General features: G+C 43.2%; 12 protein-coding genes. 3 read left to right on the top strand and 9 right to left on the bottom strand.

Translation table 11 applies throughout. The features are described 5' to 3' along the window. Window positions 1-28: 28 nt before the first annotated feature. From purB to AV939_RS06715, 4 genes are all read right to left on the bottom strand, one after another. Window positions 29-1,396, bottom strand: a complete 1,368-nt coding sequence (purB, locus tag AV939_RS06730; RefSeq protein WP_057792278.1) for an adenylosuccinate lyase — start codon at window positions 1,394-1,396, stop codon at window positions 29-31. A 14-nt stretch (window positions 1,397-1,410) separates the two neighbouring features. Further along, complete coding sequence (hflD, locus tag AV939_RS06725; RefSeq protein ID WP_057792276.1) at window positions 1,411-2,037, bottom strand: high frequency lysogenization protein HflD; 627 nt, start codon at window positions 2,035-2,037, stop codon at window positions 1,411-1,413. Further along, a complete protein-coding gene (mnmA, locus tag AV939_RS06720; RefSeq protein WP_138118032.1) occupies window positions 2,037-3,164 on the bottom strand; it encodes a tRNA 2-thiouridine(34) synthase MnmA in 1,128 nt (375 codons plus the stop codon). Before mnmA ends, hflD begins: the two co-directional genes overlap by 1 nt. Before the next feature lie 289 nt (window positions 3,165-3,453). Further along, window positions 3,454-3,996, bottom strand: a complete 543-nt coding sequence (locus AV939_RS06715; protein ID WP_057792274.1) for an rRNA large subunit pseudouridine synthase E — start codon at window positions 3,994-3,996, stop codon at window positions 3,454-3,456. Window positions 3,997-4,419: 423 nt separating this feature from the next. On the opposite strand from AV939_RS06715, the gene AV939_RS06710 reads away from it, so the two are divergent. Continuing rightward, the gene (locus tag AV939_RS06710; RefSeq protein WP_057792272.1) at window positions 4,420-6,639 is read left to right on the top strand and encodes an NADP-dependent isocitrate dehydrogenase; all 2,220 of its coding nucleotides are present in this window, start codon (window positions 4,420-4,422) and stop codon (window positions 6,637-6,639) included. Window positions 6,640-7,047: 408 nt separating this feature from the next. Here AV939_RS06710 and cspD read toward each other — a convergent pair whose 3' ends face one another. Next, window positions 7,048-7,266 carry a cold shock domain-containing protein CspD gene (gene cspD, locus AV939_RS06705; protein ID WP_013784394.1) on the bottom strand — a complete coding sequence of 73 codons (219 nt, stop codon included), beginning with the start codon at window positions 7,264-7,266 and terminating at the stop codon, window positions 7,048-7,050. Between the two features lie 198 nt (window positions 7,267-7,464). Here cspD and clpS point away from each other — a divergent pair, with 198 nt between their 5' ends. Together clpS and clpA are read left to right on the top strand one after the other, a co-directional pair. Further along, on the top strand, window positions 7,465-7,785 hold the full coding sequence (gene clpS, locus AV939_RS06700) for an ATP-dependent Clp protease adapter ClpS (protein WP_057792270.1): 321 nt from the start codon (window positions 7,465-7,467) through the stop codon (window positions 7,783-7,785). A 24-nt stretch (window positions 7,786-7,809) separates the two neighbouring features. Then, complete coding sequence (gene clpA / locus AV939_RS06695) at window positions 7,810-10,086, top strand: ATP-dependent Clp protease ATP-binding subunit ClpA (protein ID WP_057792268.1); 2,277 nt, start codon at window positions 7,810-7,812, stop codon at window positions 10,084-10,086. 379 nt (window positions 10,087-10,465) lie between these two features. Here the strand turns inward: clpA and infA are convergent, their stop codons facing one another. The 4 genes from infA to trxB all read right to left on the bottom strand — a co-directional run bounded on the left by infA (window position 10,466) and on the right by trxB (window position 13,235). After that, window positions 10,466-10,684, bottom strand: a complete 219-nt coding sequence (gene infA, locus AV939_RS06690; protein ID WP_013784390.1) for a translation initiation factor IF-1 — start codon at window positions 10,682-10,684, stop codon at window positions 10,466-10,468. Window positions 10,685-10,759: 75 nt separating this feature from the next. After that, complete coding sequence (locus AV939_RS06685; RefSeq protein WP_057792266.1) at window positions 10,760-11,473, bottom strand: arginyltransferase; 714 nt, start codon at window positions 11,471-11,473, stop codon at window positions 10,760-10,762. Next, window positions 11,470-12,216, bottom strand: a complete 747-nt coding sequence (aat, locus tag AV939_RS06680; RefSeq protein WP_057792264.1) for a leucyl/phenylalanyl-tRNA--protein transferase — start codon at window positions 12,214-12,216, stop codon at window positions 11,470-11,472. The genes AV939_RS06685 and aat overlap by 4 nt, the downstream gene beginning before the upstream one ends. A gap of 53 nt (window positions 12,217-12,269) precedes the next feature. Continuing rightward, window positions 12,270-13,235, bottom strand: a complete 966-nt coding sequence (gene trxB / locus AV939_RS06675; protein WP_057792262.1) for a thioredoxin-disulfide reductase — start codon at window positions 13,233-13,235, stop codon at window positions 12,270-12,272. Window positions 13,236-13,660: the final 425 nt, after the last annotated feature.

Raw genomic sequence — 13,660 nt, 5'->3', positions numbered from 1 at the left:
TTTTAAGTGTATGGAAAAGGCGATGCCTTTATAACTGATCTACTAGCCTGATTGCATCACCAATGTAGCTAGCTGGTGTTAATGCTTTAAGGTCAGCTTTTGCTGCTTCTGGCATGTCTAAGTTATCGATAAATTCAGCCACGATTTCAGCGTTAACCTTTTTACCACGGGTTAACTCTTTCAACTTCTCGTAAGGCTTTTCAATACCGTAACGACGCATTACCGTTTGAATTGGCTCTGCAAGTAGTTCCCAGTTGTTATCAAGTTCATTCAACAAGCTTTGCTCGTTAACTTCCAACTTGCTAATGCCTTTAAGGGTAGCTTGATAAGCGATAACCGCATAACCCACACCCACACCTAAGTTACGAAGTACGGTAGAGTCGGTTAAATCACGCTGCCAGCGAGAAATAGGAAGCTTAGCGGCCAAGTGATTAAAGATAGCGTTGGCTAGGCCTAAGTTACCTTCCGAGTTTTCAAAATCGATAGGGTTAACTTTATGCGGCATGGTTGAAGAACCAATTTCACCGGCAATGGTTTTTTGCTTAAAGTGGCCTAGGGCAATGTAACCCCACACATCACGATCGAAATCGATAAGAATGGTATTAAAGCGGGCTACTGCATCGAACAACTCAGCAATATAATCATGCGGTTCAATTTGCGTGGTGTATGGGTTCCACGATAAGCCTAGTGATGTAACAAACTTTTCAGACTCACTGTGCCAATCTACATCGGCGTAAGCAGATAAATGGGCATTGTAGTTACCTACAGCACCATTAATTTTGCCTAAAATTTCAACGTTAGCAATTTGCGCCCGTTGACGCTTCAAACGCATTGCCACGTTTGCCATTTCCTTACCCATGGTAGAAGGAGAGGCGGGTTGACCGTGTGTACGTGCCATCATTGGAATATGTTGGTATTCCTTGGCAAGAGCAATAAGGGCATCAATAAGCTTGTCGCAGTAAGGCAGCAGCACAGTGTCACGGGCTTCGGTAAGCATAAGGCCGTGAGAAAGGTTGTTAATATCTTCAGACGTACATGCAAAGTGAATAAACTCATTTACAGCAGATAATTCGCTGTTGCTAGCCACTTGCTCTTTTAGAAAGTATTCAACCGCTTTAACATCGTGATTGGTGGTGCGCTCAATGTCTTTAATGCGCATGGCATCATCAACGCTAAAGTTAGCCACAATAGAATCTAATAATGCGTTTGAGGTATCAGAAAACGCAGGAACTTCTTCAATTTTGGTGTTCGCCGATAGCATTTGCAGCCAACGTACTTCCACTTCAACACGGTATTTCAGTAAGCCGTATTCTGAAAAAATACTACGTAATTCTACGCTTTTTCCAGCATATCGACCATCGACAGGGGAAATTGCAGTTAACTGACTCAGTTCCACCTTCAGCTCCTTAACTAGTTTATCAGCCTGAGCGCCTTTACAGCGCTATTTAAAATTTGTTTTCTGCGAAACAAAATGTTCCGACGTTTACCACCCATTTGACGCCACATTACCGCGGCGCGCACGCCTGCAAGTAATATAGCTCGAACTTTGTGTTGCGTAGCCGGTTGGCCAAGATGATCCGGATTACCCGCTATTTGAATGCGCGGTGCTAATGGACTAATAATATCGCTGTATATACTGGCCAAAGACGACACTATTTGCGGACTTTGAAAGTCTACGTGCGCCAGCTGGCGCTGCACGTGAGAAATACGCTCTGCCAGCTCTTTCATGGCGGCAGGTTTACGTGCGAGTTTTCTTTCAAGACCAAGAATGCTGGCAATATAACGGGTCAGCTCGGTGTCTTTGTTCTGTTGTTTATCTGATAACTGTGCGAATAAGGTTTTATATCCAACCTCAAGGTTGCTTAACTTGCCGAACACTTGCTGTGGGTTTTCAGGGTCGGTAACCAATATACTGGAAAGACTCGCTTCTACCGCTTCGTCGTTTGCCGTGCCTTTTCTTGCAAGGCTTTGCACAAGTGCCGCCGACTGGCAAACACCAGCCAAGGCTAAATTATTTTCTACGTCGGTATCTAACATTAACGAATATAGCTCTCAATAATTCCGCCGCCTAAACACACTTCATCTAGGTAGAAAACGGCAGATTGACCAGGTGTAACCGCTTTTTGCGGTTCGTCAAAAATGACTTCAATCATATCATCATTAATTGGTGCAATTGCGCAGGGAATATCAGTTTGACGATAGCGAGTTTTAACCACAGCGCGCATAGGCTCTGTAATAGCAGTGCGGTCTACCCAATGCAGTTGTTTTGCCACCAAGCCTTTTGAGTATAGGCGAGGGTGGTCGGCCCCTTGGCCTACAATTAATACATTGCGTGCTACGTCTTTATCTACCACATACCAAGGTTCTTCGCCGTACTTCGCGTGGCCACCAATGTGTAGCCCTTTACGCTGGCCTAAAGTGTGATACATCAAGCCTTCGTGCTTACCAATTTCTTCCCCTTCCGCGGTTTCAATAATACCAGGTTGGGCGGGTAAGTAGCGGCCTAAAAAGTCTTTGAATTTACGCTCACCAATAAAACAGATGCCGGTGGAATCCTTTTTGTCGTGGGTGATTAGTCCTTGTTCTTCAGCAATTTTGCGTACTAAGGGCTTTTCAATGTCTCCCACGGGGAACAAGGTTTTCGCGACGTGTTCTTCACCTAGTGTGTACAGGAAGTAACTTTGATCTTTATTTTCATCCAACCCGCGCAATAGCTGCCACTTGCCATCTTGATGGCGGCGGCGAACATAATGACCGGTAGCAATATAGTCTGCCCCCAAGTCTTCAGCAGCAAATTCAAGGAACGCTTTAAACTTAATTTCCTTGTTGCACATAATATCGGGGTTGGGGGTTCTGCCTGCCTTATATTCTTCTAGGAAATACTCAAATACGTTATCCCAGTATTCAGCGGCAAAATTGATGGTGTGAAGCTCAATACCTAATTTGTCAGCTACGGCTTGTGCATCTTTTAAATCTTCGGCGGCTAAGCAATATTCATCATTATCATCTTCTTCCCAGTTCTTCATGAACAAGCCTTCCACCTGATAGCCTTGCTGTAATAACAAGTAGGCAGAAACGGAAGAGTCGACGCCGCCGGACATTCCGACGATTACTTTTTGGCTCGCGTTTGATTCAATATCAGTCACAACGTAGATAACACTCATTTAGGTTGATTTCAGGGTGGCGGATTTTACCAGATAAAGCCCACCAATTCACATAATAAAGCGATTGTGTTCAATCGTTTTGCTTTCTCGACAAATTTTGTTGTCGGGATGAGTAAATTGGTCGTTTAAAAGTGTATTTCAAGCGTGAAATTTCTATATTCAATAAACCAAAAAGCTATAACTAATAATGAACGCAATAGTCGTTTACTTTCATCGTTATAGCGGTCTATAAAATGAGCCATACTCTAGTTAGCGTTTGGTGAAATCGGCAATGTGTTGATGCATACTTTTAGAAACAAACGTATTTGCCATTATCGATACCATCAATGGTCCAGTTGCCCACGCGATAGCGCACCAAACGCAATGTAGGAAAACCAATGTGGGCGGTCATACGCCTAACTTGGCGGTTCCTGCCTTCACTGATTGTGATAGATAACCAGCTAGTCGGGATAGCTTGACGAAAACGAACTGGCGGGTTTCTGTCCCATAATTCAGGAGGATCTATAGCTACAACTTTGGCTGGTTTGGTCATGCCGTCTTTAAGCTCTACCCCGTTACGCAAGGCGTCTAGCGCAGCCTCATTAGGAATGCCTTCTACTTGTACCCAGTAGGTTTTACTGGTTTTGGCCTCGGGGTGTGCCAATTTATGTTGTAGCTTTCCGTCGTTAGTCAGCACCAATAACCCTTCGGAATCTCTGTCTAGTCGACCGGCAGCATATACCCCTGGTACATCAATATAATCTTTAAGGGTTTCTCGACCGTCTGCATCAGTAAATTGAGACAGTACTTGAAAAGGTTTGTTGAAAAGTACGATTTTGCTTTCGTTTGCCATGGTGTGAATAATTACTCTTATTCTTAGGATGCCTTCTATCGCAAAAGCCTACCACAATGCGCGAAAAACTGCCCGAGTAAGACAAAGCTAAAACAATAAAGGGCATAAAAATGTGCGGGAAATTCGGCGAAATTCAGGCAAGTCGTCGGTTAAGACAATGGTATGACTTGTAACTAAAAGTTTCGACCTTATACTAATGTTCGCAGTTATAAAAATAACAGACTGCCCATTCGTGTTGAGTGCATGAAGGTTGCGCTAATCTCAGCACGAGGACGAAAACAACAAGTGGTTCTGCTGTTAAGTGCAACAGAACATAAAACATCAATTACGTATCGTAGTGACCGAAGGCTTTTCACATGCTTTGAGTTAGTGCGACTAATGGACTAAAACGGTAGTACGCTACCGATAACATTGAGGTACATAATGACCAAGTCTAAGATCATCTATACTAAAACAGATGAAGCGCCAATGCTGGCGACGTACTCGTTGCTTCCTATTATTAAGAAGTTTGCTAGTGCTGCCGATGTTGAAGTAGAGCTAAGTGATATCTCTCTTGCAGCCCGCGTTTTGGCTACTTTCCCCGAGTTTCTTTCTGAAGAGCAACGTGTACCTGATACGTTATCTGAACTTGGTGCGATGACGCAAGATCCTGAAGCTAACATCATTAAATTACCAAACGTTAGTGCGTCTATTCCTCAGTTACGCGCCACTATCGCCGAGCTAAACGAAAAAGGTTTTAACGTACCAGCTTTCCCAGACTCGCCTAAAACTGACGAAGATCAAGAGATTCGTGAGCGTTATGGCAAGGTACTAGGTAGTGCAGTAAACCCTGTATTACGTGAAGGTAACTCAGATCGCCGTGCACCTACTGCGGTTAAGAACTTTGCCCGTAAGCACCCGCATTCAATGGGCGAGTGGTCACAAGCATCTCGCACTCACGTAGCGCACATGCGCGGCGGCGACTTCTACTCAGGTGAAAAATCAGTAACCGTTGAAAAAGAAGGCTATGTAAGCATTGAATTTACCGGTAGTGACGGTAGCAAGAAAACCCTTAAGCCTAAGGTGAATTTACTTGCTGGTGAAGTTATCGATGCAATGTACATGAGCAAAAAAGCACTGTGTGAATTCTTTGAAGAACAAATCGAAGATGCGAAAAACACAGGCGTTTTGTTCTCGTTACATGTTAAAGCGACAATGATGAAGGTATCTCACCCCATCGTATTTGGTCACTGCGTTAAAGTATTCTACAAAGACTTGTTTGAAAAATGGGGCGACCTTTTTGAAGAACTAGGCGTTAACGCTAACAACGGTCTTGGTAGTGTATACGATAAAATTGCTAGCCTTCCTGAATCTCAGCGTTCTGAAATTCAAAAAGACATCAATGCTTGTTATGCCGACCGTCCACCTATCGCAATGGTGAACTCAGACAAAGGTATTTCTAACCTACACGTACCAAGTGACGTAATTGTAGATGCTTCTATGCCTGCAATGATCCGTAATTCTGGTCAAATGTGGGGACCGGATGGAAAGTCGCACGATACGAAAGCGGTTATTCCTGAAAGCACGTACGCGACTATTTACCAAGAAGTAATCAACTTCTGTAAAACCCATGGTGCATTCGATCCAACAACAATGGGTACAGTACCTAACGTTGGTTTAATGGCACAGAAAGCGGAAGAATACGGTTCACACGATAAAACGTTTGAAATGGAAGCTGACGGTACGGTACAAGTTGTTGATCAAGACGGTAACGTATTGATGGAACATGCTGTTGAAGAAGGCGATATCTGGCGTATGTGTCAGGTGAAAGACGCACCTATTCAAGACTGGGTTAAACTAGCGGTTACTCGTGCACGCCAATCTGGTATGCCTGCAGTATTTTGGTTAGATGATGAGCGTGCTCACGATGCACAGCTAATCACTAAAGTAGAAACTTACTTGAAAGACCACGATACGTCAGGTTTAGATATTTCAATCATGGCCCCTGTTCGCGCTATCCGTTTCAGCATGGAACGTGCAATTCGCGGCCTAGACACTATCTCAGTAACCGGTAACGTTCTACGTGATTACCTAACTGACTTGTTCCCAATTCTTGAGCTTGGCACCAGTGCTAAAATGCTTTCAATTGTGCCTCTAATGGCAGGCGGCGGTTTGTATGAAACTGGCGCTGGTGGTAGTGCACCTAAGCACGTTCAACAGTTTGTTGAAGAAGGTCACCTTCGTTGGGATTCACTGGGTGAGTTCTTAGCGTTAGCGGTTTCACTTGAAGACGTTGCTATTAAGCACGACAACAAGAAAGCAAAAATTATCGCTACTGCGTTAGACAAAGCGACTGAAACATTGCTTAACAATGGTAAGTCACCAATGCGTAAAGCGGGCCAATTAGATAACCGTGGTAGCCACGTTTATCTTGGTTTGTACTGGGCAGAAGAAGTGGCAAACCAAACTGAAGACGCTGATTTAGCGGCGCAGTTTAAAGCGGTATATGACGAATTGTCGGCTAAAATCGATACTATCATTACTGAGATTGATGAATCTCAAGGTAAGCCTCAAGATATCGGTGGTTACTATTACCCTGATTCAGCGAAACTAGAAGCGACTATGTCACCTAGTGAAACGTTGAAAGCGATTCTTAACGCTTAATAAAACTAAATAGGCTGCTGATATTTTAGTAACCTAATTTGTAAAAGCGCCCCTGACCAAATAGTCAGGGTCGCTTTTTTTTATATTAATTAAAATTTAAAAAAACTACTGGTGAAAATTTCCAGAATAGTTACTTAGCTTTATGCTTATAAATTTTAGTTTTTTACTGGTTAGCGCAATTTAATCTAAAAATATAGGAAAGCAGAAAAGTAAATTATCTAATTTAAGCTCAGATTATTTAAAAATAAGTAATAATTAAAAGAAGTGTTGCGAGGAAATAAATAAAATTTAATAAAAAGAGTAGGCCATACATCTCTATGAGAGTGAACGATTGTCGACTCCCTAAGAAAAAACCCACTGCTGCCTTAGGTAGCAGCAACAGGCTTCTGTAGAATTTTTTTGTGTTACTTAACGCTCTGGTTCTTCTTTAAAGCCTATGTTTTCGGCGTGTAAGCCTTTAGGGCCCTGTTGCACGTCATACGTGACTTCTTGACCAGCTTTAAGTGAGCGATATCCTTCCATTTGGATGGTTGAGTAGTGTGCGAAAATATCTTCGCCACCATCTTCAGGTACAATAAAACCAAATCCTTTCGCGTTGTTAAACCATTTAACTTTGCCAATCGCCATACTTCGACTTCCTCTTAATCCTTGAACTAACACGATTATGCCCCCACAATATAATTGAAGGCAGTGTGACGTGTTTTGAAAACAACAACGTCACCTCTAAAATGTAGATTTTTTAACCATATTATGTCAAGAGCAAATGTGAATTAATTTTATCCTAAAGTTAGTGAGACATCTGCCAACAAAGCACTATTATTAATTATGAGTAGAGACAACGCCATTAGCATCGAAAGGGAAAAACTCAAAGACGCGCAGCGCCAAAAAACGCAGCCGCCGCCAATGTATAAAGTGTTGTTGAACAACGACGATTACACGCCAATGGATTTTGTAATTGAAGTGCTCATACAATTTTTTAATATGGATGCTGAGAAAGCGCATCAAATAATGCTAACAGTACACTACCAAGGTAAGGCGGTTTGTGGCATTTTTACTGCTGAGATAGCAGAAACCAAGGTGATGCAGGTGAATCAGTATGCACGTAAGCACAGTCATCCGCTTATGTGTACTATGGAACAGGCGTAAGTCAATTTGTAGAGGGCGAGCGATATGTTAAATAAAGAATTAGAACAAACGTTGAATGATGCGTTTGTATTTGCCAGAGAACACCGCCATGAGTTTATGACGGTCGAGCATTTATTGCTGGCGCTACTTGATAACTCGGCAGCCCGTGAAGCACTGCATGCCTGTGGTGCGGATATTGAAGCAATTAAAAGTGAGCTGATCTCTTTCGTTAAAGACACTACCCCGTTGATTCTTGACGAGCAAATGAACGAACGAGAAACCCAGCCTACCTTAGGTTTTCAGCGCGTGCTCCAACGTGCAGTCTTCCATGTGCAATCATCTGGTAAAGAAGAAGTCACTGGTGCCAATGTACTAGTCGCTATTTTCAGTGAGCAAGAGTCTCAAGCCGTATTCATTCTTAAAAAGTCTGATGTAACCCGCTTAGATATCGTTAACTTTATTAGTCACGGTGTAAGTAAAGCCGAAGATGACGCACCCATTAATTCAGACTCTGGTGAAGAAGGTGATGGTGCGGAAGAAAGTGGTTCGGCATTAAGTAAGTACGCTACCGATTTAAATCGCCATGCCAAAGAAGGCAAAGTAGACCCATTAATTGGACGCGATAAAGAAGTAGAGCGCACCATTCAGATTTTATGTCGTCGTAGAAAGAATAACCCGCTATTGGTGGGTGAAGCTGGCGTAGGTAAAACCGCTATTGCTGAAGGGTTGGCTTATCGCATTGTAAACGAAGACGTGCCCGAGGTTATCAGTAACAGTACCGTTTACTCGCTAGATTTAGGTGGCCTGCTAGCCGGTACTAAATACCGTGGTGATTTCGAGAAACGCTTAAAAGCGATATTGAAAGAATTGTCGAAAGACGAAGACGCTATTTTGTTTATTGATGAAATTCATACCATCATTGGTGCTGGTGCAGCATCGGGAGGTGTTATGGATGCATCTAACTTGCTGAAGCCTAAGCTTTCAAGCGGTGAACTTCGTTGTATTGGCTCGACAACTTATCAGGAATACCAAGGTATTTTTGAAAAAGACAGAGCCTTGGCCCGTCGTTTCCAAAAAGTGGATGTGACTGAGCCAAGCGTTAGTGATACCACCAAAATTCTACTTGGCCTTAAAAGCCGATATGAAGATCATCACAACGTACGCTACACGCAAAAAGCTATTCAGGCGGCAGCTGAACTATCGGCTAAGTACATTAACGAACGCCATCTGCCGGATAAAGCTATTGACGTGATGGACGAAGCAGGTGCAAGCCAGCGCTTGTTGCCACAATCGAAACGTAAGAAAACGATTGGGGTAGGGGATATTGAGCAGATTATTGCGAAAATGGCCCGAATCCCTGAAAAGTCTGTGTCAGCGTCTGACAAAGAAGTACTTAAGAACCTTGGCCGCAACCTTAAAATGATGGTGTTTGGTCAAGACAAGGCCATAGAGACGCTTAACGACGCTATATTGCTGTCCCGTTCTGGGTTAGGTGCTGAAGAAAAGCCTATTGGTAGTTTCTTGTTTGCAGGGCCTACGGGAGTTGGTAAAACCGAAGTTACGCAGCAACTCGCTAAAATTATGGGCGTTGAGTTGGTTCGTTTCGATATGTCTGAGTACATGGAGCGCCACGCGGTTAGTCGTTTAATTGGTGCACCTCCAGGTTATGTTGGTTTTGAGCAAGGTGGATTGTTAACCGATGCTGTGATTAAAAACCCATACTCTGTGGTACTGCTAGATGAAATTGAGAAAGCGCACAGTGATATCTACAACATTCTGTTGCAGGTAATGGATCACGGTACGCTTACCGACAACAATGGCCGTAAAGTAGACTTCAGAAATGTAGTATTGGTAATGACGACCAATGCGGGTGTGCAGGAAACGGTGCGCAAGTCTATTGGCTTTAAACAGCAAGATCATAGCCACGATGCGCTATCTGAAATCAATAAGGTGTTTACCCCTGAATTCAGAAACCGCTTAGACGGTATTATCTGGTTTAATCACCTTGATGCTGAGGTTATCTTGCAGGTTGTCGATAAGTTCATTATTGAGCTTCAGGCGCAGCTGGACGTTAAAGGTGTATCTTTAGAGGTTACCCCCGCAGCTAGAGCTTATTTAGCCGAGAAGGGCTACGACAAGTCCATGGGTGCACGTCCTATGTCTCGCTTAATCAAAGAAGAGATTAAGAAAGAGCTAGCGAATGAATTGCTGTTTGGTGAATTAACTAAAGGCGGCGACGTTAAAGTAGATTTGAACGACGATAAGTTGGAGTTTGAATATTCAGGCGTTGATGCAGTTAAGGAAGAAACAGAGTCTAGCTAACACCTAGCGAACTTATTGTACTAGACGTTTGATGTCGATTAAAAATGCTGCACCTGAAAAGGTGTGGCATTTTTTTGTGTCTTTTATAATAAAACTTTCGAGCCTTTAAACGTAGAACCCCAAACTCGATAAACTTGGGCTTAGTAAGTAGATTCATTACATGTTGATGCACAGTGTTCAATTTCAAACGCCAAGCACCAAATGCTTAACACTAAGCGCCAAACACAAGCGCTAACCTTAGGCGCTAACCCCAAGGCGCTAACCCCAGGCGCAAGGACATCGTTAAATACCATCGCAGGCCTTAAACTAAACACATACAAAAAAGCCCAATGGATTACATTGGGCTTTTTTGGGAATGCGTTGACCGCTTAATGGCTCATTATCTGGCGCGATAAATGATACGACCTTTTGTTAGGTCATAAGGAGTCATCTCAACAGTGACCTTATCGCCAGTAAGAATTCGGATATAGTTTTTACGCATCTTACCAGAAATGTGTGCTGTCACTACGTGACCATTCTCTAGTTCAACACGGAACATAGTATTAGGTAGGGTGTCTTGAACCGTACCTTCCATTTCAATACAATCTTCTTTTGCCATGTAAAGCAGTTACCTCAGTAATTCAAATTTTTTGCCGCGCAGACATTAACCAATCTTGCCTTGCGTGTAAAGCGATTAAGCAGGTTTTTTATCAAAACGGTGCCATTTGTTGCCAGAAAATTGCTCATAAGGGAAAAAATTGTGCTTATAAGACATTTTTTGGCATTCTTCTACGTAATATCCCAAGTAGACAAAATCTCGTTCTTGTTGCTTTGCCTGCTCGATTTGCATCATGATCATCCACGTCCCAAGAGACGATGAGTGATAATCAGGATCGTAAAAAGTATAAAGTGCCGATAAGGCTTGATGCTCTTCACCATTGTCGATGGTGTCTGTTACTGCAACCGCAATTAACGTATCGCCATCGTAGGCTTCAATAAATTGTGGGCGTTTCCATTCGCACAAGATAAAGTTTTCAAACTGTTCGCTAGAAGGCGGGTACATGCTGCCATCGGTGTGACGGGCGCAAATGTATTTCTCGTACAACGGGTAATACAAATGATTGGCGCTTTTTGCACTGGTTACCACAAAATGTTGATTGCGATTAAGAATGCGCTTTTGACTTTTAGAAGGGCGAAACGTGGCCACAGGTACTCTCACCGATTCACAGGCATGGCAGTCTGGGCAGTGTGGGCGGTAGATTTGTTCGCCACTGCGTCTAAACCCTACTTGAATAAGTTGGCCGTAACGCCACGCAAGCTGGTTATCTGATTCGGCATAAACCAGTAATTGTTCTTGTTGATTGGGCAAATAGCTACAATCAAAAGATTGCGTAATTCCAAATCTCACGGTGTAATAACCTGCGGATGCCACTGATGCATGTAGTCGGTAGTTAGAGAGCCTTCTTCGGTTAGAGTGTGGTTGCTAGTCTGCAGTTTTTCAATAAATTCGTTACGGAAAATAGTTTTTGCACCTAGCGAGCTAAGATGATCCGTTGGCAACTGACAATCAATGAATGCCATCTTGTTACGTTTCATGTGCTCAACTAACGCTAGCATAGCCAACTTAGAGGTATTGCTTTGTTTGTGAAACATAGACTCACCGCAATACACTTTCCCTACACCTACGCCGTATAAACCTCCTACCAACACTTCACCATCCCACACTTCAACAGAATGAGCCAACCCAAGCTGATGTAAATAACTGTAAGCTTTTTGCATGTCTTCAGTTATCCAAGTGTCTTGACTGGGCGCCTGTGAATTTGGATTCTTTCGTGGAATATTGGCACAGGCATTAATCACAGAATCGAAAGCGTTATTCAACGTAACCTTGTAGCGCTTCTGCCGCGCTAGTTTGCGTAAACTTTTTGAGCAAACAAACTCATCTAATTCGATAATAGAGCGTGGATTAGGTGACCACCACAACAAGGGTTCATCATCGCTAAACCAGGGGAATATACCGCTAGAATAGGCCGAAAAAAGACGCTGGGCACTAAGATCTGCGCCAAAGGCTAGTAGGCCGTTTGGATCGTCAAGTGCTTCAGATACAGGGGGGAAGGGTGTATCAATGTCTAAATAAGGCAGCGCTATCATAAAAGAAAAGACATCAAGCCCTGGTATTTACAGGGCTTGAAATCAAACAAGGCTTAGCCTTGCTCAGGCATAAAGCCATCAAGGTATTTTTCTGCATCTAACGCGGCCATACAGCCGGTTCCAGCAGACGTTATTGCTTGACGATAAATATGATCGCTCACATCACCGGCCGCAAATACACCTTCAACACTGGTTTGTGTAGCATTGCCATGTAGGCCGCTATTTACCACAATGTAGCCGTCTTTCATTTCAAGCTGTTCAGCAAAAATGTCAGTATTTGGCTTGTGACCAATTGCCACGAAAAGACCCATTACATCAAGCTCTTCGGTTGCTTCGCCATCGGTTTCTTTAATGCGAATTTTCGTCACACCCATTTCGTCCCCCATGACTTCATCAAGGGTACGGTCTAAATGTAATACCACGTTGCCATTTTCAGCTTTGTCGCGAAGACGCTGCTCAAGAATTTTTTCACTACGGAAAGTATCACGACGATGCACAACGTGAACTTCAGATGCAATGTTAGATAAATACAAGGCTTCTTCAACAGCTGTATTACCACCGCCAATGACCGCTACTTTTTGGTTACGATAGAAAAAGCCGTCACAAGTAGCACAGGCCGAAACCCCTTTACCCATAAACGCTTGCTCAGATTCCATACCAAGATATTTAGCAGATGCACCTGTGGCAATAATTAAAGCGTCACACGTGTACGTGCCACTGTCACCATAAAGGGTGAAAGGACGCTTAGTTAAGTCTGTCTTGTTAATATGGTCGAAGATAATTTCAGTATCGAACTTCTCTGCATGCTTTTGCATACGAACCATAAGGTCAGGACCCGTAAGTCCTTCAGGATCGCCTGGCCAGTTTTCTACTTCTGTGGTCGTAGTAAGCTGTCCGCCTTGCTGGATCCCCGTTAAAAGCACAGGTTCTAGATTTGCTCTAGCTGCATATACTGCCGCTGAGTAGCCTGCTGGGCCCGATCCTAAAATAAGTAGGCGAACATGTCTGTTATCTGCCATTTGTATCTCCAACTAATGCCCATTTATCCGGGCTGAATTCTGCTATAATTTTGAAACGAAGCTCGCTAACTGTCTGTCGCGGTAGCCAACTGTCGCTATAGGTAGCTAGGTAAGGACTGAACCTTGCTTTTTCAACTGCTAATCGGCCAATACCTTCGAAAAACACGATACCTTCGGAAAATAGCATTGAAAGAAGGGCATTATGATGCCTTCATGATGATGAAAAGTCACCCATCGGATGTGATTGGCTAGCATTAATTAGGTAATTAATGCTGTTTTTAAATTATTTATAATGAAAAGCAGCATTATTGCGACGAACTTGCGTTGTATTAGGCGTAATTCGTATTACAATTCAGGTTGTAGCAATACGTTAAATCTGTGCTTTAGGAATCAGTGTTTGGCACCATATTAACGCTATGTATGTT

This window comes from Alteromonas sp. Mac1 (assembly GCF_001562125.1).
GTDB lineage: Bacteria > Pseudomonadota > Gammaproteobacteria > Enterobacterales > Alteromonadaceae > Alteromonas > Alteromonas stellipolaris.
Note: the sequence above shows the minus strand (reverse complement) of the source record. Positions and strands in the feature narration are given on the sequence as shown.

Excerpts from the sequence above, each read along its gene's own strand:
- hflD (WP_057792276.1), bottom strand. The coding sequence starts at position 2,037 with ATGTTAGATACCGACGTAGAAAATAATTTAGCCTTGGCTGGTGTTTGC.
- mnmA (WP_138118032.1), bottom strand. The coding sequence starts at position 3,164 with ATGAGTGTTATCTACGTTGTGACTGATATTGAATCAAACGCGAGCCAA.
- AV939_RS06715 (WP_057792274.1), bottom strand. The coding sequence starts at position 3,996 with ATGGCAAACGAAAGCAAAATCGTACTTTTCAACAAACCTTTTCAAGTA.
- AV939_RS06710 (WP_057792272.1), top strand. The coding sequence starts at position 4,420 with ATGACCAAGTCTAAGATCATCTATACTAAAACAGATGAAGCGCCAATG.
- cspD (WP_013784394.1), bottom strand. The coding sequence starts at position 7,266 with ATGGCGATTGGCAAAGTTAAATGGTTTAACAACGCGAAAGGATTTGGT.
- clpS (WP_057792270.1), top strand. The coding sequence starts at position 7,465 with ATGAGTAGAGACAACGCCATTAGCATCGAAAGGGAAAAACTCAAAGAC.
- clpA (WP_057792268.1), top strand. The coding sequence starts at position 7,810 with ATGTTAAATAAAGAATTAGAACAAACGTTGAATGATGCGTTTGTATTT.
- infA (WP_013784390.1), bottom strand. The coding sequence starts at position 10,684 with ATGGCAAAAGAAGATTGTATTGAAATGGAAGGTACGGTTCAAGACACC.
- aat (WP_057792264.1), bottom strand. The coding sequence starts at position 12,216 with ATGATAGCGCTGCCTTATTTAGACATTGATACACCCTTCCCCCCTGTA.
- trxB (WP_057792262.1), bottom strand. The coding sequence starts at position 13,235 with ATGGCAGATAACAGACATGTTCGCCTACTTATTTTAGGATCGGGCCCA.